Origin of the sequence: Ensifer sp. LBL (assembly GCF_050435225.1) — a bacterium.
GTDB lineage: Bacteria > Pseudomonadota > Alphaproteobacteria > Rhizobiales > Rhizobiaceae > Ensifer.
In genome coordinates this window covers 232580-251007 of sequence record NZ_JBNDJY010000002.1, presented here as the reverse complement: position 1 = coordinate 251007, position 18428 = coordinate 232580, and the positions used below count along the sequence as shown (strand labels likewise).

16 protein-coding genes are annotated in these 18428 nt (G+C 64.9%); 9 read left to right on the top strand and 7 right to left on the bottom strand.

All coding sequences use genetic code 11. From position 1 onward, the window contains the following. Positions 1 to 44: 44 nt before the first annotated feature. The 6 genes from OKW20_RS08445 to OKW20_RS08420 all read right to left on the bottom strand — a co-directional run bounded on the left by OKW20_RS08445 (position 45) and on the right by OKW20_RS08420 (position 6229). Positions 45 to 1586: an aldehyde dehydrogenase family protein gene (locus tag OKW20_RS08445; protein WP_429171467.1), complete on the bottom strand. Its 1542-nt coding sequence runs from the start codon at positions 1584 to 1586 to the stop codon at positions 45 to 47. 18 nt (positions 1587 to 1604) lie between these two features. Beyond that, positions 1605 to 2489, bottom strand: a complete 885-nt coding sequence (locus OKW20_RS08440) for an NAD(P)-dependent oxidoreductase (RefSeq protein WP_429171465.1) — start codon at positions 2487 to 2489, stop codon at positions 1605 to 1607. A gap of 177 nt (positions 2490 to 2666) precedes the next feature. After that, the gene (locus tag OKW20_RS08435) at positions 2667 to 3584 is read right to left on the bottom strand and encodes a LysR family transcriptional regulator (RefSeq protein ID WP_429171463.1); all 918 of its coding nucleotides are present in this window, start codon (positions 3582 to 3584) and stop codon (positions 2667 to 2669) included. Between the two features lie 24 nt (positions 3585 to 3608). Further along, entirely contained in the window at positions 3609 to 4766 is a 1158-nt protein-coding gene (locus OKW20_RS08430; protein ID WP_429171461.1) for a M20 aminoacylase family protein, read from the bottom strand. Positions 4767 to 4882: 116 nt separating this feature from the next. Then, positions 4883 to 5395: a hypothetical protein gene (locus OKW20_RS08425; protein ID WP_429171459.1), complete on the bottom strand. Its 513-nt coding sequence runs from the start codon at positions 5393 to 5395 to the stop codon at positions 4883 to 4885. Positions 5396 to 5410: 15 nt separating this feature from the next. Further along, positions 5411 to 6229 (bottom strand): DUF3100 domain-containing protein, encoded by an 819-nt coding sequence (locus OKW20_RS08420; protein ID WP_043621374.1) that lies wholly within the window; start codon positions 6227 to 6229, stop codon positions 5411 to 5413. 448 nt (positions 6230 to 6677) lie between these two features. Between OKW20_RS08420 and OKW20_RS08415 the strand changes: the two genes are divergently transcribed. From OKW20_RS08415 to OKW20_RS08385, 7 genes are all read left to right on the top strand, one after another. Further along, positions 6678 to 7703, top strand: a complete 1026-nt coding sequence (locus OKW20_RS08415) for an ABC transporter substrate-binding protein (RefSeq protein WP_429171457.1) — start codon at positions 6678 to 6680, stop codon at positions 7701 to 7703. A 161-nt stretch (positions 7704 to 7864) separates the two neighbouring features. Beyond that, entirely contained in the window at positions 7865 to 9370 is a 1506-nt protein-coding gene (locus tag OKW20_RS08410; RefSeq protein ID WP_429171455.1) for a sugar ABC transporter ATP-binding protein, read from the top strand. Continuing rightward, positions 9370 to 10362 carry an ABC transporter permease gene (locus tag OKW20_RS08405; RefSeq protein WP_429172296.1) on the top strand — a complete coding sequence of 331 codons (993 nt, stop codon included), beginning with the start codon at positions 9370 to 9372 and terminating at the stop codon, positions 10360 to 10362. The genes OKW20_RS08410 and OKW20_RS08405 overlap by 1 nt, the downstream gene beginning before the upstream one ends. Continuing rightward, on the top strand, positions 10359 to 11315 hold the full coding sequence (locus tag OKW20_RS08400) for an ABC transporter permease (protein ID WP_429171453.1): 957 nt from the start codon (positions 10359 to 10361) through the stop codon (positions 11313 to 11315). Before OKW20_RS08405 ends, OKW20_RS08400 begins: the two co-directional genes overlap by 4 nt. Next, positions 11312 to 12331 (top strand): LacI family DNA-binding transcriptional regulator, encoded by a 1020-nt coding sequence (locus OKW20_RS08395; RefSeq protein ID WP_429171452.1) that lies wholly within the window; start codon positions 11312 to 11314, stop codon positions 12329 to 12331. The genes OKW20_RS08400 and OKW20_RS08395 overlap by 4 nt, the downstream gene beginning before the upstream one ends. 77 nt (positions 12332 to 12408) lie before the next feature. Next, the gene (locus OKW20_RS08390) at positions 12409 to 13653 is read left to right on the top strand and encodes a Gfo/Idh/MocA family protein (RefSeq protein WP_429171450.1); all 1245 of its coding nucleotides are present in this window, start codon (positions 12409 to 12411) and stop codon (positions 13651 to 13653) included. A gap of 248 nt (positions 13654 to 13901) precedes the next feature. Beyond that, positions 13902 to 14738 carry a universal stress protein gene (locus tag OKW20_RS08385; protein ID WP_429171448.1) on the top strand — a complete coding sequence of 279 codons (837 nt, stop codon included), beginning with the start codon at positions 13902 to 13904 and terminating at the stop codon, positions 14736 to 14738. A 46-nt stretch (positions 14739 to 14784) separates the two neighbouring features. Here the strand turns inward: OKW20_RS08385 and OKW20_RS08380 are convergent, their stop codons facing one another. Beyond that, complete coding sequence (locus tag OKW20_RS08380) at positions 14785 to 15234, bottom strand: pyridoxamine 5'-phosphate oxidase family protein (RefSeq protein ID WP_429171446.1); 450 nt, start codon at positions 15232 to 15234, stop codon at positions 14785 to 14787. Between the two features lie 230 nt (positions 15235 to 15464). Here OKW20_RS08380 and OKW20_RS08375 point away from each other — a divergent pair, with 230 nt between their 5' ends. Then, positions 15465 to 16943 carry an SLC13 family permease gene (locus tag OKW20_RS08375; RefSeq protein WP_429171444.1) on the top strand — a complete coding sequence of 493 codons (1479 nt, stop codon included), beginning with the start codon at positions 15465 to 15467 and terminating at the stop codon, positions 16941 to 16943. Between the two features lie 172 nt (positions 16944 to 17115). After that, complete coding sequence (locus OKW20_RS08370) at positions 17116 to 18288, top strand: glycerate kinase family protein (protein WP_429171442.1); 1173 nt, start codon at positions 17116 to 17118, stop codon at positions 18286 to 18288. Positions 18289 to 18428 lie beyond the last annotated feature (140 nt).

The window sequence follows — 18428 nt, the reverse complement described above, 5'->3', positions numbered from 1 at the left end:
GCCGGCATTTCGCCGGCCGTTTCTCGTTGCGGGGCTCGTGTCGATCAGGCTTCCGGCGAATAACCGAAGACGACGGCCGGGTTTTCCGCTGTCTCGACCCAGACGCTCTTCGTCTGGGTATAGGCCATCAGTGCGTCGCGGCCCGAGGAGCGGCCGTAGCCCGAGCGGCCGAAGCCACCGAAGGGCGACATGACGCTGATCGTCTTGTAGCCGTTGATCCAGAAGGTGCCGGCACGCACATTCGATGCGACCCGGTGCGCGCGGCCGACATCACGGGTCCAGACCGCACCGGCCAGGCCGTAAGGGTTGTCGTTGGCGAGGGCCACCGCTTCTTCCTCGTCGTCGAAGACGGTAACGCCGACGACCGGGCCGAAGACCTCTTCGCGGGCGATCGTCATGTCCGGCTTGACGTTGTCGAGAATGGTCGGCGCGAAATAGAAGCCGCCGGAGGACTGAAGGGCAGCCGGCTTGGCGCCGCCGGTTGCAAGCGTCGCACCTTCGGCCACGCCTTGGCGGACCATTTCCTCGATCTTCGCCCATTGGCGGGCGTTGTTGATCGGACCGATCTGCGTCGTATCCAGGTAGGGATCGCCAACGGGGATGCGGGCGGCAGCCTCAGCATAACGTTCGACGAACTGCTGATGCACCGAGCGATGGACGAGCAGACGCGAGCCGGCAACGCAGCTCTGGCCGGCGCCGGAGAAGATCGCCGACTGCGCGCCGACGATGGCGCGGTCGATATCGGCATCGGCAAAGACGATGTTGCCGGACTTGCCGCCGAGTTCGAGGATGCAGGGCACGACGTTCTTGGCCGCTGCCGCGGCAATCGCCGAACCGGCGAGCGCCGAGCCGACGAAGACGACCAGTGCCGTCTTCGGATGGGCGACCATCGCCTGGCCGGCAGTCACGCCCTGGCCGGCGATGACGTTGACGAGGCCGCGCGGCGCACCGCCCGCCTCGCAGAGCGCACCGAGCACGAGGGTGCTCAGCGGCGTCAGTTCCGACGGCTTGATGACGACGCCGTTGCCGGCGCAGATCGCCGGCGCGATCTGCCAGCCGCCGGTAAAGAGCGGGGCGTTCCAGGGGGTGATCTGGGCGACGACGCCGACCGGCTCGTTGCGGGTATAGTTCACGTGCGAGGTCGGGACCGGGATGACCTCGCCGTGCAGCTTGTCGCACCAGCCCGCGTAATATTCGAACATCTCGGCGACGCGAACGGCCTCGCCGCGGATGTCGCGGATCGGCCGGCCGGCCGAGCGGCTTTCGAGTTCGGCGATCTCGCCGGCGCGCTCGCGGATCTTGCGGGCGATCTCGTTCATCACCCGGCCGCGGGCGGAAGCGGTCATCGAGATCCATTCGCGCTGGGCGCGGGCGGCGGCCTGCATCGCGGCATCGACGACGTCAGCACCGGCATCCTTGAAGGTGGCAAAGATTTCGCCGGTCGCCGGATCGGTCAGCGCCTGTTCGTCGCCGGAGCCTGGCACCAGCGCGCCGTCGACATAGCTGCCGATCTCGCTGCCGGGAATGATGCCGTGGAACAGGGCGCGGATGCGCTCGGCCTTGGCGGGCATGGTCATGTCGTTCATCGTCGTTCCCTTCAAGTCTCAGTTGTCGTTGGCCACGGGGCGGAAGGCGCCCATGCGGGTGAAGTCTTCGGCGTTGTCGAGCGGGCTTTCGGCCCAGAGCTTGGCGACGGCGCTTGCCAGCGGAACCTCGGCGCCGGTGCGCGCCGCAAGCTCGCTGGCAAGCCGCACGTCCTTACGCATCAGGCCCATGGTGAAGCCGCTGTCGAAGCGACCATTCATCACCCAGGTCGGGAAATGCACTTCGCTGATCATCGACTTGCCGGAGGCGGCGTTGAGCACTTTGAGCGCCTCTTCGGCATCGAGCCCGGCGGCAAGCGCCAGCTTCAGCCCTTCGCCCGTCGTCACCATATGGGCGGCGGCTAGCAGGTTGTTGACGAGCTTGGCGACGTTGCCGGCGCCGCTCGGGCCGACATGCAGGGCCTTGGCCGACATCGCGTCGATCACCGAGCCGGCAAGGCCGACGTCCTGATCGCTGCCGCCGATCATCATCGTCAGCTTGCCGCTTGCGGCACCCGCCGGCCCGCCGGAGACAGGCGCGTCGATGAAGCCGTGGCCAAGGCCGGCAAGGGCGGCGGCGAGATCACGCGAGACATCCGGCTCGGAGGTCGAGGTGTCGATGATGACGACCCGCCGACCGGCCTCCTTCAGCGGCTCGAGATTGGCCTCGACGACGGCTGCCACGTCCTTGGCGGTCGGCAGCGAGAAGACGATGAAATCGGTGTCGAAGAAGACCTCGGAGAGTGAGGCGACCGGGGTCACCCCGCCATCGGCGGCGAGTGCGCGGCGCGCGTCGGAAAGGTCGAAGCCCTTGACGGCAAAGCCTTTGCCGGCGAGCGTCGTCGCCATGCCGAGCCCCATGGCCCCCAGTCCCACCACGCCCACTGTCGTTCGTTCCGCCGTCATGATCCGCTTGCCCTCGTATGATCAGATTGATCCGGCGAAGGTGACATGCGGGCTGGTGAGCGGGTAGACGGCGCGCCTGGTACAATGCGTTGCTGGCGTGGCAACGTCTGGAGGGCCGCCGGCGGCGGGGCGGGCGCGAGTCAGCGGCACGCGGGTTCTTAGAGCCAGGGAAGCTGTCTAGGACCGGAAGGACTGCATCTTCTGCGCAAGGTGCTGGCCGAGCTTTTCGACCGATAGCGGCAGGCGGCGGTGCGCCCGCACCATCAGATGCGCGCTCGCCTCGCTCAGCAGCGGATCGGCGAGGTCGATCGCCTGCATGGACCCGCGTGCGATTTCGACAGTGACGGACGTGCGCGGCAGGAAGGTGACGCCAAGGCCGGCGGCGACAAAACGCCTGAGCACCTCGATCGAATGGGTTTCGAGCAACGGCGCCAGCGCCAGCCCCGCATCGGCCGCCACGCGCGCCACCAGTTGGGTCACGCCATTGCCCTTGCCGAGCAAGGCGCAGGGGAAGGCGAGGCAATCGGCAAGTTTCACGGCGCTTCGCTCGGAAAGCGGATGGCCCGCCGGCACGATGACGCAGAGCGGCTGGCGCGCAATCGCCAGCGCCCGGATGCGCGGCTCGGTCAGGGGATTGTAGGCGATGCCGATATCGGCATCGCTGTTGGCGATGGCGTCGACGACATCTTCGGTGCTGCCGAGCTCGACGATGTAGCGCACGTAGGAATACGCCTTCGAAAACGACGAAAGCCCGTGCTCCACCAGATCGGCCATGAAACCCTCGCCGCAGCGAATGCGGATGCGGGTCTGCTGCACGCCGCGGATCTGGTCGAGCTGCTCGGCGAGCAACCCGTTGTCCTCGAGCACCCGTTTGCCGTGTTCGAGCACCAGTTCACCGGCGTCGGTCAGAACAGTGCCGCGGGCGGTGCGCTCGAAGAGGGACAGGCCAATGTCGCGTTCGGTGTCGGCGACCTGGCGGCTGACGACCGATGGCGCCAGCCCCATATGCTCCGCAGCGCCCCGGATCGAACCGATGCGCGCAACCGCCATAAAGATCCTGAGCGCTTTCGCGTCGAGTACGTCCATGGTGGTCATGGATGCGACGGAATCCCCTTGGGGTCAACGACCAAGCGAGGTCGCGATCAGGCGTGTCCAGAGGTTTACGCCCTGGCCGATGATCGCGTCGTTGAAATCGTAGTGCGGCGAATGCAGGCCGGGATTGGCGCCCTCGCGTCTTGCGCCGAGCCAGAGATAGCAGCCGGGGCGCTCGTCGAGCATGAAGGCGAAGTCTTCGGCGGCCATGCTCGGGGCTGCGTCGACGACCGTCAAGGCCGGGTCTGCCGCGGCGACCGAGCGTGCGAGCGCGGCGGCTGCGGGATCGTTGACCGTCGCCGGATAGCGGCGCTGATAGTCGAGTTCGGCCGTGCAGTCGAGCCCCTCGGCAAGTGCAGAAACGAGCGTGCGCATGCGGTTTTCGAGCGTGTCACCGACCGCCTTGTCGAACCAGCGCGTTGTGCCGCGGATCACGGCTTTTTCCGGGATTACGTTCCAGGCGTCGCCGCCGTGGATCTGTGTCACCGAGACGACGGCGGCTTCGAGCGGCGAGACGTTGCGGCTGGCTATCGTCTGCAAGGCCGTGACGATCTGAGCGGCGGCCACCAGCGGGTCGGCGCCCTCATGCGGCATCGCGCCATGGGCGCCGCGACCGGTAATGGTGATCTCGAACACACCAAAGGCGGCCATCATCGCGTCGTCGCGGGCAACCACCGTGCCGACACCGAGCGCCGGCCAGTTGTGCAGCGCATAGACGGCATCGGCGGGGAAATCACGGAAGAGGCCGTCGGCGACCATGACGCGGGCGCCGCCCTCGGCCTCTTCGGCCGGCTGGAAGATGAAATGCACGGTACCGTCGAAATCCATCTCGCTTGCCTGGCGGGCGGCTGCAAGCAGCATGGCGACATGGCCGTCGTGGCCGCAGGCGTGCATCTTGCCCGCCGTGTTCGAGGCGTATGCGACGCCGCTCGTCTCGACGATCGGCAGCGCGTCCATGTCGGCGCGAATGGCGATCGATCGGCTCGACGTGCCACGCTTGAGCGTTCCGACAAGCCCGGTGCCGCCATAACCGTCCTTCACCGCGATGCCCCATTCACCAAGCTTGCCGGCGATGAAGGCAGCAGTCTGGCGCTCCTCGAAGGCAAGCTCGGGATGGGCATGCAGGTGATGACGCCAGCGGATCGTTTCCTCGATGCGCTCGGGGCTGATGTCGTGGCGTGTCATGGCGTGCGTCCTGTCATTTGAGGGTATGGCCGGCCGCAGAGCGGCCGACCCTTTTCTTTTGTGCAGTTCCGGACGGAAAACCGCTGCGCAGTTTTCCTGGAATTGGGCTCCCCGCGTTACTGCCCGAGGCGCAGGAAGAGATCGGCGACGACGACCGAGCCCATATAGGTGCCGATCATCACGCAGATCGCGACGATGACGATCTTCCAGCCGGAGCGGCGGGCGATCGCGAATTCGCTCGCGGTCAAGGCCAGGCCGCCATAGGCAAGCGCCGGGGTCGCCAATGCGAGGAAGTTGAGGTGCTCGACCTGTTCGCTGACCCAGGCAGCGCCCGGTACGCCCGGGATGGTGATGAGGATCGCGATCAGCGAAACCCAGGCGACGCTCGGCAGGTAGAAGGGCACGAAGCGGGCGAGCGCCAGGCCGACGATGCAGGCGGCATAAAGCGTCGCCATGCCCGGCAGTGCGGTAAGCGGCGACGTTCCTGTGCCAACCCAGTTGGCGACGAGGCCGATGGCGCAGGCGATGATCAGCAGGCCGGCATGGCCGACGACGTCGAGCTTGCGCTCGTCCTCCGGGTTCAGCGGGAGATCGTCTGCGTAGTTGGCGGAAGTGTTCTGGTTGGTCATGGTTCTCTCTCCCGATCAGGCTGCGGTGCGACGCTCGGACGGGCGAGCCTTGTTGTAGAGCCACTCCGTCAAGGGCAGCGCGACGAACATGCCGACATAAAGCCCGGTGGCGTAGGTCAGAATGTTGCTGGCGGCGGCGAGTGCGAGAATGATGTCCTTCTGGTCCGGCACGGCGGCGACAAGACCGCCGGTGCAGGCGGCGAGCATCGAGCCGGAGCCGACGCCGCAGGACATGGCGAGCGCGCGCACGTCGAAGATGCCGAGGCCATGCACGATCGGCGGCATGATGGCGAAGACGAAGGTGCCGATCAGCGTGCCGGTCGCATAGACGCCCATGGCGCCCGCACCTTCCGGCGAGTTGAGGCCGTATTTGTCGGCGATCAGCGCGATGTTCGGCTCGCGGTCGATCGAATAGGTGGCGCCGACGGCTTCCCGGCCCATCTTCAGGAGAAACACTGCGACCGGGAAGGCGACGATGATCGTGCCGAGATTGCCGAGTTCCTGCAGCACCAGCGCCGGGCCGGCCTCGATGATCTGCGAAATCTGCGGGCCGACCGTCGTTCCGAACTTGGCGATGAACGGCATGATCGCAACGGTGATCATCGCGCCGGAAAGCTTGACCGCATCGCGCGACAGGAACTTTCCGGTTGCCTTGAAAATGGCCGGATTGAAGGCGATGCCGAGCGCGAAGGCGTAAAGGATCGGCAGGAAGATGACGGTGCCGATACCGATCGGAAGGCGCTGAATGCCGATCAGCTCGGAGACGATGACGATCGCCAGCACAAGGATATGCAGATAGAGCGCGCCCGAGGCGGCTCCGGTTTTCCCGGTCATGATGTTCTCCTCTGGTTGGGAGCCAGTTGTTGTTCTTTGCCCAGCGTTCAGAGTAGGCGGTGAGGGCAAATTGCGGCTAGCCGGCCGGCAAGCAACGAAGTGTTGCGATTTGAGCAACGGGGGCCGCTGTTCGGGCGGTCATCGGGACCAATCCCTGAGCGCCTTCATGTCATGGCGTCATTCCTGCACTTCATTCCAGTTGGCGCAACGACGAATCGTCAACGCCTCTGCCCTTGCTGTCGCACAGCGGGGAGGGGCAGCCAAGCGCTATTGGCTTCTTTCGGCGAGAGACTTGGCGAAGTCTATTCCGCCTGCGCCCAACGCTCTCCATCATCTCGTTGATACTCCGGCGACGGAAAACGAGAGCCAACAAAATTCCCTGAAAACCCCCATTGAAATCGATTACATTTTCTGGCTTCATGGTTTTCGCAAGATTTGGGAGGATCTGATGAAGAAATTTATCGCCGCAGCGCTTGGCGCTGTCGCAACCATTGCTATTTCCGCTTCTTTCGCCAATGCCGAGACTTTCAAGATCGGCCTGTCCAACGGCTGGGTCGGCAGCGAATGGCGCACGCAGATGATCGACGAGGCCAAGGAGGCCGCGGCGAAGTGGAAGGAGAAGGGCGTCGACGTCGAAGTCTCCGTCCAGAGCGCCAATGTCGACGTGCCCGGCCAGATCGCGCATGTGCGCAACTTCATCGCCGAGGGCGTCAACGCCATCATTATCAACCCCAACAGCCCGACGGCCTTCGATCCGATCTTCGCCCAGGCGAAGGAAGCCGGCATTCTGGTGATCGCAACCGACGCCGAGGTCTCCTCGCCGGATGCGACCTATGTCGGCATCGACCAGACCGCCTGGGGGGCAGCCGGCGCCAAGTGGCTCGCCGAAACGCTCGGCGGCAAGGGCAAGGTCGTCGCGATCAACGGCGTCGCCGGTCACCCGGCCAATGAGATGCGCGTTGCCGGCTACAAGAGCGTCTTCAAGGATTTTCCGGATATCCAGGTCGTCAACGAGGTCAATGCCAACTGGGATCAGGCCCAGGGCCAGCAGGCGATGCAGAACATCCTTGCAACCTATCCTGACATCAACGGCGTCGTCGTGCAGGACGGCATGGCGGCCGGCGCCTGGAAGTCGATCATGGATGCCGGCAAGACCAGCCAGATCGCCGCGACCGGCGAAATCCGCAAGGACTTCATCGATCTCTGGAGCAAGGACAAGCTGAACTCCGGCGCGACCGTCAACCCGCCCGGCGTCATGGCAAGCGCGCTCAACGTCGCGGTGCTGATGCTGCAGGGCAAGGAACTGAAGGAGCCGGCAACGGCCGGGCAGTACAAGAACGCCATGTATCTGCCGATCCCGTTCATCGACTCGAAGAACCTTGGCGACGCTGCCAAGCAGCTCGACGGCAAGCCGGGCTACTACTCCTACACCAACGCGCTTTCGATCGACGACGCCACGGCGTTGTTCAAGTAAGCAGGGGGTTTTGCCGGGCGGCTCCTGTCTTGAGCCGCCTGGCGACCGATGCCGCCGATGGCGAACAAGGCCGATCGGCGTGAAAGAGCGCTGCAGTGGAGCCTGTCCCGAGACACGGGCATCCCTGATGATGCGGCAAGCAACCAAGTGGACGACAGCCGATGTCGAAACTGAGACTGAACGGCGTGAGCAAGGCTTACGGCGCAACGATGGCGCTACGCCGTGGCGATCTCGAGATCGCTGCCGGCGAGGTGCATGTGCTGATGGGCTCCAACGGCTCCGGCAAGAGCACGCTCTGCAAGATCATTGCCGGCAGCGTGCGACCCGACAGCGGCCAGATCCTGATCAACGACAAGCCCGTGACGATCTCCGGGCCGCAAGCCGCACGTGCCGCCGGCATCGGCATCTTCTATCAGGAGCTCAGCCTCGCCAGCCACCGGTCGGTCGAGGAGAACATCTGCCTTTCGGCGCTGCCGGTGAAGGCGGGTCTCTTCATCGACCGGGCGGCGTTGAAGGCGCGCGCGGCGCGTTACATCGCGCTTTTTTCCGAAGTCTCCGGCGAGGGTTTTCATGCAGAATCGCTGGTCGGCAATCTCAGGGCGGACCAGCGGCAACTGGTCGAAATCATGAAGGCGCTCGCCAGCGAAGCGCCGATCCTGATCTTCGACGAGCCGACCTCCGCACTTGACCGCGCCCAGGTCGATCGCTTCTTCGAGATCCTGCGCGATCTCAAAGGCCAGGGTCGCGGCATCATCTTCATCTCGCACCGCATGGACGAAATCACCGCGATCGGCGATTGCGTCACAATCATCCGCGACGGCGAGACCATCGAGACGTTGAAACTCTCCGAGACCGATCCGGCAATGGTCATCCGGCTAATGGTCGGCGGCGCCAGCGACATGCCGGCGGCAAGGTCATCGGCACCAGCGGTGGTGGAAACTGGCGCGCAGAGGGCGATCTCCGTAAGTAGCCTCTCGGGCAAGGGCTTTCGCGATGTCAGCTTCGAGGTGGCAAAGGGCGAGATCCTCGGGCTCGGTGGGCTGCACGGGCAGGGGCAATCGGCGCTGCTGCGGGCCATCTTCGGCGCAAGCACCGTTTCATCCGGTGAAGTGACGATCGGCGGTGAACGCTATGGTGCCAAAAGCCCGCGCGACGCCATTCGCCGTGGCTGCGCCTATGTCTCCGGCGACCGCGGTCGCGACGGCGTCATCAGCGGCCGTCCGATCATCGAGAACGTGACGCCCATCCATTATCTTCGCGACCGGCTGATGCTTGCGCGACCCGCGAGCCTCAAAGAAAAGGCGATGCCGGCGCTCGAAGCGATGCACACCAAGTTTGCGAGCCTCTTCCATCCCATCAATTCGCTTTCCGGCGGCAACCAGCAGAAAGTGATCATCGCCCGATGGCTGATCGACCGGCCCGACGTGCTGCTGCTCGACGACCCGACCAAGGGCATCGACCTCCAGGCCAAGGCCGATCTCTTTGCGCTCATTCGCCAGCTTGCGGCCGAAGGCCTCGGCATCCTGCTCTATTCGTCCGAGGACGCCGAGCTGCTCGGCAACGCCAACCGCATCCTCGTCTTCAACGGCGGCTCGGTGACCCGTGAACTGACCGGCGACGATCGCACCCGCTACAACCTCTACCAGGCTGCTTACGAGGCCGCATGATGACTTCGACCGCGACAGACATTTCTACGCCAGGGAGTGGCGGCCTGCGCTCCTGGCTCGAGCGTTACCCGTTCCTGCCCGCGCTGGTCATCCTCATCGCGCTGCTTGCGCTGAACGGCCTCTTTTCGCCCAACAGCCTAAGCTTCCGCTCGCTGACGGGCCTGCTCAGCACCTACATGGCGCTGGTCATGCTCGCGATCGCCCAGACCTATGTCGTCTCCGCCGGCGACATCGACCTTTCCGCCGGCGCGACGCTGTCGCTGGTGAATGTCGCAATCGTCGTGCTGATGGAGCGCTGGGGCGGCGGCACAGGCGCAGTGCTGCTTGCGCTGACGCTTGGGCTCCTCTTCGGTCTTGCCTGCGGGCTGGTCAACGGACTGGTCGTTGCGGCTCTTCGGCTGCAGGCGATCGTCGCGACCTTTGCGACCAGCATCTTCTTCACCGGTCTGGCGCTCTATGTCATGCCCGTCGCCGGCACGCCGGCACCGACAATCTTCTGGCGCACCTATGGCGGACGGCTGCTCGGCCTGCCCTTCGTCTTCTACGTGCTCGCGGCGCTGGCGATCCTGCTCTTTCTGTTGTCGCGCACGCGCATCGTCACTGAACTGCTGGCCGTCGGCGACGACCAGCAGGCGGCCTATCAGACGGGGCTGCCGATCGTCGCGGTCCGCATCAAGGGCTACCTGCTCTGCGGCCTGTTCTCTGCCCTCGCCGCCTTCTGCCTGACGGGCGATACCGCGAGCGGCGATCCGCTCGTCGGCGGCAAGATGACGCTCTACAGCGTCGCCGCCGTCGTGCTCGGCGGCAGTGCACTTGCCGGCGGTTGGACGACGGTGGTCGGCTCGCTCCTCGGCGCGCTGACGATCGGCCTCGTCAATTCGCTGGTCTTTTTCATGGGCACGCCGTCGGAATGGCAGAACTTCGTCCAGGGCCTCGCCATTCTGATCGTCCTGATGGCGGGCGTGCTCGCCGGCCGGAGGGCACGGGCATGAGTTCGGTTTTCGCCTTCTTCAAACGGCCGCTGGTCGTGGCGCTGATCCTCATCGTCGCGCTGCTTGTTCTCGGCCAAAGCCTCTCGCCGGGCTTTGCCTCGGCCGACCAGATCCTGCGACTTTTGATCGTCGCCTCGCTGCTCGGCATCGTCGCTGCCGGCCAGAATGTCGTCATTCTCGGTGGCCGCGAGGGCATAGATCTCTCCGTCGGCGGCGTCGTCTCGCTCTCGGCGATCATTGCCGGCAATGTCATGAACGGTGCCGATGGCGGCATCCTGCCGGCCGTGCTCGCCTGCCTCGCAGCCGGCGCCTTCTTCGGCCTTTTAAACGGGCTCGGTGTCACGCTGCTGCGCATCCCGCCGCTGGTCATGACACTCGGCATGCTCGGCGTGTTGCAGGGTCTGCTGGTCGTCATCCGCCAGGGCATTCCCTCGGGCCGCGCCGCACCGGGGCTTTCCGCCTTCGTGACCCAGCCGTTGGCGCTCGGCATTCCCGGTATCATCTGGCTCTGGATCGCGATCGGCCTGTTCATGGCCTTCCTGCTCCATCGAACGGTCTTCGGCCACCGCATCTACGCGATCGGTTCCAATGAGCATGCGGCCTATATGGCCGGCGTGCCGGTCCGGCTCATGCGCATCGGTCTCTTCATGATCTCCGGCATGTTCGCGGCGATTGCGGGGCTCTGCCTGCTCGGCTATTCCGGCTCCTCCTTTGCCAATGTCGGAGAGCAATACATGCTGTCGTCGATCATCGCCGTCGTCTTCGGCGGCACGTCTCTTGCCGGTGGCAAGGGCGGCTATACAGGCACCATGGCGGGCGCGCTTCTGCTGGTCATCCTCCAGGGCATCCTGACGACCGTGAACATCGACGAATCCGGGCGTCAGATGGTGTTCGGCGCGACGCTGCTCCTGCTCATGCTGTTCTATGGCCGCGGGAGGGCGATGCGGGCATGAGCGAGCGGCCGAAGATCAAGGATATCGCAGAGCGCGCCGGCGTCTCGGTCGCAACCGTGTCGCGGGCGCTGAGCGGCTCGTCGCTGGTGACCGACGAGACACGCAAGCGCGTCAACGCGCTGGCGCGCGAGCTCAACTATCGCCCGAATGTCAGCGCCCGCAACTTGCGTACCCGACGCTCCATGTCGGTGCTGCTCGTCGTGCGCGATGTCGGCAACCCCTTCTATCTCGAGATCCTCAAGGGCGTGGAGGCGACGGCGCGCGAAGCCGGCTACGCCGTCCTCATGGGCAACACCGAGAACGATCCGGACCGCGAGGTCGAGTATTTCAACATGCTGCGCGACGGCCATGCCGACGGCATGATCCTGATGACCGGCAAGCTGCCGCCACCGCAGCCGGGTGAAAGTGCTGATCTCTCGCATCTGCCTGTTGTCATCGCGCTGGAAATGATCGAGGGATCCGGTTTCCCGCATGTGCAGATCGACAATGTCGCCGCGGCTCAGGCTGCGGTCGAACATCTGATCGCGCTCGGTCATCGCCGCATCGCCCATATCGCCGGTCCGTTGCCGGAGGTCATGGCGCTTCACCGCCGTGACGGCTACCGGGTCGCGATGAAGGCCGCCGGCCTTGAGATCCCCGAGGGTTACGAGGTTCGCGGCGACTACCTGCTCGAAAGCGGCGAGGCCCGCGCCGCGGAGCTTTTCGCGCTGCCGGAACCGCCGACGGCGATCTTCGCCGCCAACGACGAGATGGCCTATGGCGCCATCCATGCGCTCAGACGCCTTGGCCGCGACGTACCCGGCGACGTCTCGGTCGTCGGCTTCGACGACCTCTATCTCAGCAAAGCCTTCTATCCGCCGCTGACGACCGTCAGCCAGCCGCGCGCCGACATCGGCCGCGCGGCGATGTCCCAGCTTCTCAACATTCTCTCGGAAGACGACATCGGCGCGGAGCCGGCCATCGTCCTGCCGACGACGCTCAACATCCGTGGCAGCACCGCACCGCCGCGAAAATAGCCGGAGCGGGATGAACGCGCGTGGTTTCCGCACGTCCCGATCCCGCCGTTATCACACTCGATCAATGGGAGAAGAGAATGACACAGCTACCGAAGCAGACGCTGCGCGTGGGTTTCGTCGGATCGGGCTTCATCGCCCATTTCCATCTGAAATCGATGATCGGTGTGCGCAATGTCGAGGTCACCGGCGTCTTCAGCCGCAAGGCGGAAAACCGGGAGAAATTTGCGAAAGAGGTCGAGGCCCTCGGTCTCGGCACCTGCCGCACGCATGAAAGCCTGGAAGCGCTGCTGATCGCCGATGACGTCGACGCGGTCTGGATCCTTTCGCCCAACTACACTCGCATCGATGTCATGCGGACGCTGCACAGGGCGGTCAAGGACGGTCGCAGCAAGGTCTTCGCCGTTGCCTGCGAAAAGCCACTTGCCCGCACGGTCGCCGAAGCCCGCGAGATGCTGTCGCTCGCCGAGGATGCCGGCCTCAACCACGGTTATCTGGAAAACCAGGTTTTCTGCACGCCGGTGCTGCGCGGCAAGGAAATCATCTGGCGGCGTGCGGCGTCCACCACCGGGCGCCCCTATCTGGCGCGCGCGGCCGAGGAACATTCCGGCCCGCACGAGCCCTGGTTCTGGCAGGGCGACAAGCAGGGCGGCGGCGTGCTCTCGGACATGATGTGCCACAGCGTCGAGGTCGCGCGCTACCTGCTGACGGCGCCCGGTGCGCCGCGCAATTCGCTGAAGATCAAGGCGGTAAACGGCACCGTCGCCAACCTCAAATGGACGCGTCCCCACTATGCCGAACAACTGCGCAGCCGCTTCGGCAACGAGGTCGATTATCGCAACCGGCCGTCCGAGGATTTCGCCCGCGCCACGGTGACGCTCGAAGACCAGGACGGCAACGAGCTGATGATCGAGGCGACCACCTCCTGGGCCTATGTCGGCGCTGGCTTACGCATCCAGCTCGAACTGCTCGGGCCGGAATATGCGCTCGAATACAATTCGCTCTCCACCGGCCTGAAGATCTTCATGTCGCGCGAGGTCAAGGGCTCGGAGGGCGAGGATCTCGTCGAAAAGCAGAATGCCGAGCAGGGCCTGATGCCGGTGCTTGAGGACGAGGCCGGCGTCTACGGCTATACCGACGAAAACCGCCACATGGTCGAGTGCTTCCGCAAGGGCGAAAAGCCGCTCGAAACGTTCGAGGACGGCCTTGCCGTGGTCGAGATGCTGATGGGTCTTTACAGGTCGGCAGAAATCAACGCGACGCTCAACTTCCCGGCGCCGGAGCTCGAACATTACGTGCCGGTCGTCGCGCGCCGGGGTGCCTGACGACTGAAGTTCAGGACCGCGCGGTCGAGACCGTGAGGCCGAGTTTGCGGAGCAATTGGGCGGCGGAGGCAATGATAGTCTTCGCCGGCCCGCCCGCAACGAGGGCGGTCGGCTTAGACGCCTGCGCGTAGAGCCCCCATAATTATACGCTTTCCTCCATGATCCCGGTTGACGGGGATCAATGTCGCCGGATGCGCAATTGCCTAGGCTGACTCAGTTCTTAGGTCCGGTCGCGAGGAGGAAACGCGATGACATACAAGACAATTCTCGCCGTGGTCGGCGTCGATCATTCCGCAGAGGATCTGCGTGCCGCGGCACAGGTCTGCGCTTCGGCAAACGCTCACCTCTCCCTGTTGATCGTCAAGCTTGCCGCTTCTCCGCCGATCGGCGATTTTGCCGCCGCCATCTCGATTGACTGGCTGAACGAACGTCAGCGCGAAGTCGACAAGCTCGAATCCTGCGTGGCGCGTGCAACCGACATTCTCACCCGGGAAGGCATCTCGTTCAGCGTCGAGACGAAATACACCGAGGCTGCCTGGGCCGATGACGAAATCGGCGAGCGCGCCCGCTATGCCGACCTGACGCTGGTCGGCGACGGCCTGATGCTGGATCCGGAGCTGCGCTCGCGCACCATCGACGGGACGCTGTTCAACTCCGCCCGACCGGTCCTCGTCCTGCCCAAGGGCAAGCCGGCGCGGCTTGATCCGAAGACGGTCGTGCTTGCCTGGAACTCCCGGCTGGAAGCGGCCCGTGCCGTGCGTGAAGCGCTCGACCTTCTGAAGGGGGCCAAGATCGTGCACGTGACGATGGTCGACCCGCGGTCCTCCCCTGGCAAGAACGGCGAGGAACCGGGCGCCGATATCGCCGGTTACCTTGCCCGGCACGGCGTTTCGGTTTCCGTCGAGCGGCTGCCGAGCGGCGGGCATCGGGTCGACGACGTGATCAATCGGTTCGCGTCCGACGTGGCGGCCGATCTGATCGTCATGGGCGCCTATGGCCACTCCAGAATGCGCGAACGCGTCTTTGGCGGCGTCACCCGCTCGATGCTCGAAAACGCCGTGGTTCCCGTGCTCATGGCCCATTGATCGGCAAGGCCGGGCGCGCAGCGATCTGACTGCGCGCCGACGGCCATCAACCCACGGACGCTGCCCGTCCGGTCACCTCGTCGATCTCGATTTCGAAGAAGAGATGCGGCGAGGCGCCGGCAATTGCCTGATCGCCAGGCTTCAGGCCGCCCGGTTCCCACCAGTTCACGCGCTGTTCGAGAAGCGCCCAGGCGTTCAAGCGCTCGCGGTGCCATTGTTGCGTGTCCGGCAGCTCTTGATAGCGGCCGTAGACGACGACACTTCGCCAGGCCTGCCGGTCCGTTGCCGTGTCCAGCTGAATGCAGACACGGGGATTGGCCCGCATCCAGTCGATCTTCTGTCCGGGCATCGAAAACCCGTAGAGCCTGTTGGCGGCAAAGGCATACTGGATGGGGACGACATAGGGCCGGCCATCCCGGGCGCATCCAAGACGAGCGATGTGGTTCTCGGCGACGAGGTCGATGCATTCCTGCCGCGACATTTCCCTGATCAACATGAAACTCTCCTTTTTAAAGAGGTCATCTGGCACCAGTCTCTGCCGGTCCGGCGAACCGGCATTGATCTCGCTCAAACCGGGCCATCGGACGCGAAGTCGGAAAAATCTTCAGGCGCGAGGGAATAAACTTGCCGACACCGCGTTTGCCCTCCCACGAAATCAGTCTGATGGCTTTCGTGCGGCGCGGTTGCCGCGTGCGAGCGTCGGGCCAGCAAAAAGGAAGCGTGGCTATGACCATCAGCCCGGTGATCGCTTCGGAAAAAGACCTCGTCACCCTGAACGCGGCGGCGGCCGAACGCATCGACGGCCATATGCCGGTGAGCCAGGTGCGCCTGCTTGTCGGCGCGATGCTCGTCGCCTTTGCAGGCGTTCTGATCTTTCTCGCGGCTGACGGCCTGGCTCTGCCGATGCGGCTTTCGCTGATGGTGTTTGCGACGACGCTGATCTGCTGGACGATCTTCGACCTGCCGGAAACGCCGGTGGCGCTTGCCGGGGCGGCGGCCCTGGCCGTGACCGGTGCCGTCGGCGAGGAGGCGGTTTACGCCGCGCTCGGCAACGACATCGTCTGGCTGATGATGGCGGCATCGGTGATTGCGGCGGTGCTGCAGGCATCCGGTCTCGTCGAGCGGCTCGCCTTCCGGCTGCTCGCCCGTTTCCGCGACGTCAGCCGGTTGTTCTGGGTGGTGACGCTGACGATCTTCGTGACCGCTTTCGTCATTCCCTCGACCTCGGCACGGGCGGGCATTTTCATGCCCGTCTTCCTGGGGCTCGCCTCGACCATCGGCCGTCCCGGCATCACCCGCGCTTTGGCGCTGCTGTTTCCGTCGGTGATCCTGCTTTCGGCGGCTGCTTCGCTGACCGGCGCCGGCGCCCATCTCGTTGCCGTGGATTTCATTCGCCGCAGCGGTGATGAAGCACCGGGCTTCCTCGGCTGGGCCTTGCTCGCAGCGCCCTTCGCGCTGCTGACGAGCCTGATTGCCTGCGGCCTGATCCTGCGTTTCTTCCTCGACGATGCCGATCGGAACTGGCGCCTCGACCTGCCGGCCGCACCGACGGAAAAACGCCCGTTCTCGGCACGCGACAAGGCGATCCTCGCTGTCACCGCGGTGATCGTCGCCGCACTCGCGACTTCGGACCTGCACGGCATCGCGCTGCCGGTGGTGGCACTCGTCGGCGCCCTGATCCTGGCGTCGGAAAAGATCTCCGGCATGCCGTTTCGCAAGGCGCTGAAAGGTGTGGAGTGGAACCTGCTTCTGTTTCTTGCCGGCACGCTCGTCATCGGCGAAGCGCTGTTGTCGACCGGAACGGCGACCGAGCTTGCCGATCGCCTGATCGGCGCCTTCGGCCAGATCGGCAAGCCGCCGGCGTGGCTGGTCGTGCTTCTTGCCATCGCGGTCGCGACCTTTGCCCATATCGTCATTGCATCGCGAACGGCGCGCGCGACGGTGCTCATTCCGGCCGTGGCGCTGCCGCTGGCGGGCTTCGGGGTCAGCCCCGCCAGCCTCATCATGGTTACAGCCATAGGTAGTGGTTTCTGCCAGACTCTGATGGTTTCGGCCAAACCCGTGGCGCTGTTCGGAGGCATGGAACCACCGGCTTTCAGCCCTTCCGATCTGCTGCGTCTGGCCTTGATGCTGGCGCTCCCGTTCATCGCGCTGCTTGCCCTTTTCGCCCTTGTGATCTGGCCGGCAATCGGCTTGGCGACGTAACGATAAACGTCTGATATATATACATTTTTTGAGTCGAAGCGTCGTTCGCTTCGGCTCTTTTGTTTTTCTTTCCGCAAAAGAAAGAATTCTGCATTTCGGGCGGAATAAACGTCGCGAGCCGCCGTTTCTCCCTTGCATCCGCATTGTCACAAAAGTGCAAGGAGATTGTCACATGTCACTTACCATTCTGGTTGCACCGTCCGGTTTCAAGGAAAGCCTGTCGGCGGAAGAAGCTGCCGATTGCATCGAGAAGGGCGTGCTGCGCGCCTGCCCGAATGCCGAGGTTCTGAAGGTGCCCATGGTCGACGGCGGCGAAGGTTTCACCAAGGCGCTCGTCGCGATTACCGGCGGCAGCCTGCATGAACTCGATGTCACCGGTCCGCTCGGCGAACCCGTCGCCTCACATTTCGGTTTCCTCGGTGGGCAGTCCGAACGCACGGCCGTCATCGAAATGGCGGCGGCCGCCGGTCTGCGGCTGGTGCCGCGCGATCGCCGCAACCCCTGCATCACCACCAGCTACGGTGTCGGTGAGCTGATCCGGGCGGCGCTCGACGCCGGCGCCCGCCGCATCCTGCTCGGGTGCGGCGACAGCGGCATCAACGATGGCGGCGCCGGCATGGCCGCGGCCTTGGGCGTGAAGCTGCTCGACAGCGAGGGTAATCCGCTTGCGCCCGGCGGCGCGGCGCTTGCCTCGCTGGCAAGCATCGATATGTCCGGTCGGGATGCCCGTCTTGCCGAGGTTCGCATCGACGCGGCCGTCAACTGGCACAATGTGCTGCTCGGCGAGCGCGGTGTCGCCCGCGTCTTCGGGCCGCAGAAGGGCGCGACGCCGGAGCAGGTGGAGCTGCTCGCGGCAGCGATGGAGACCTATGCCGCGGCCATTCAGGCGACGACCGGTATCGCGGTCGGCGACGCACCGGGAGCGGGCGCGTCCGGCGGCCTCGGCGCGGCGATCATGGGGCTGCTCGGCGGCGCGCTGCATCCGCGCTACGACATCGTCATGCGTTATCTCGATCTCGACAGCATGATCGGCAGGGCCGACCTGGTGATTACCGCCGAAGGCAGCCTCGACGGGCAGACGCCGTTCGGCAAGGTGCCGGCCGAGGTCGGCCATAGGGCCAAGGACGCAGGACGCCCGGTCATCGCGCTCGCCGGCACCATCGGCAAGGGCGTGACCCTCAACTTCGATCACGGCATCGATGCCTTTGCCTCGATCCTGAAGGCGCCGTGCACTCTCGACGACGCCATCAATGCAGCGCCGAAACTGCTGGTGCGTGCCGCGGAAGACGCCGTGCGCATGGTGCGCGTCGGCATGCTCCTGAACGAGCGTGGACTGGCTGCCTGATTGATGCATTGACCGGTCTGGCGGGATGGTGGCGCTGCCGCCTCCCGCCGGAACCGCACGGGTGGCTACCGTCACGCAATCGCCGAGATTGTCCTCTCAGTCTTCGTAAACGCAGGACGGATCACGAGGACCAAACATCA

Excerpts from the sequence above, each read along its gene's own strand:
- OKW20_RS08445 (WP_429171467.1), bottom strand. The coding sequence starts at position 1,586 with ATGAACGACATGACCATGCCCGCCAAGGCCGAGCGCATCCGCGCCCTG.
- OKW20_RS08440 (WP_429171465.1), bottom strand. The coding sequence starts at position 2,489 with ATGACGGCGGAACGAACGACAGTGGGCGTGGTGGGACTGGGGGCCATG.
- OKW20_RS08435 (WP_429171463.1), bottom strand. The coding sequence starts at position 3,584 with ATGACCACCATGGACGTACTCGACGCGAAAGCGCTCAGGATCTTTATG.
- OKW20_RS08430 (WP_429171461.1), bottom strand. The coding sequence starts at position 4,766 with ATGACACGCCACGACATCAGCCCCGAGCGCATCGAGGAAACGATCCGC.
- OKW20_RS08425 (WP_429171459.1), bottom strand. The coding sequence starts at position 5,395 with ATGACCAACCAGAACACTTCCGCCAACTACGCAGACGATCTCCCGCTG.
- OKW20_RS08420 (WP_043621374.1), bottom strand. The coding sequence starts at position 6,229 with ATGACCGGGAAAACCGGAGCCGCCTCGGGCGCGCTCTATCTGCATATC.
- OKW20_RS08415 (WP_429171457.1), top strand. The coding sequence starts at position 6,678 with ATGAAGAAATTTATCGCCGCAGCGCTTGGCGCTGTCGCAACCATTGCT.
- OKW20_RS08410 (WP_429171455.1), top strand. The coding sequence starts at position 7,865 with ATGTCGAAACTGAGACTGAACGGCGTGAGCAAGGCTTACGGCGCAACG.
- OKW20_RS08405 (WP_429172296.1), top strand. The coding sequence starts at position 9,370 with ATGACTTCGACCGCGACAGACATTTCTACGCCAGGGAGTGGCGGCCTG.
- OKW20_RS08400 (WP_429171453.1), top strand. The coding sequence starts at position 10,359 with ATGAGTTCGGTTTTCGCCTTCTTCAAACGGCCGCTGGTCGTGGCGCTG.
- OKW20_RS08395 (WP_429171452.1), top strand. The coding sequence starts at position 11,312 with ATGAGCGAGCGGCCGAAGATCAAGGATATCGCAGAGCGCGCCGGCGTC.
- OKW20_RS08390 (WP_429171450.1), top strand. The coding sequence starts at position 12,409 with ATGACACAGCTACCGAAGCAGACGCTGCGCGTGGGTTTCGTCGGATCG.
- OKW20_RS08385 (WP_429171448.1), top strand. The coding sequence starts at position 13,902 with ATGACATACAAGACAATTCTCGCCGTGGTCGGCGTCGATCATTCCGCA.
- OKW20_RS08380 (WP_429171446.1), bottom strand. The coding sequence starts at position 15,234 with ATGTTGATCAGGGAAATGTCGCGGCAGGAATGCATCGACCTCGTCGCC.
- OKW20_RS08375 (WP_429171444.1), top strand. The coding sequence starts at position 15,465 with ATGACCATCAGCCCGGTGATCGCTTCGGAAAAAGACCTCGTCACCCTG.
- OKW20_RS08370 (WP_429171442.1), top strand. The coding sequence starts at position 17,116 with ATGTCACTTACCATTCTGGTTGCACCGTCCGGTTTCAAGGAAAGCCTG.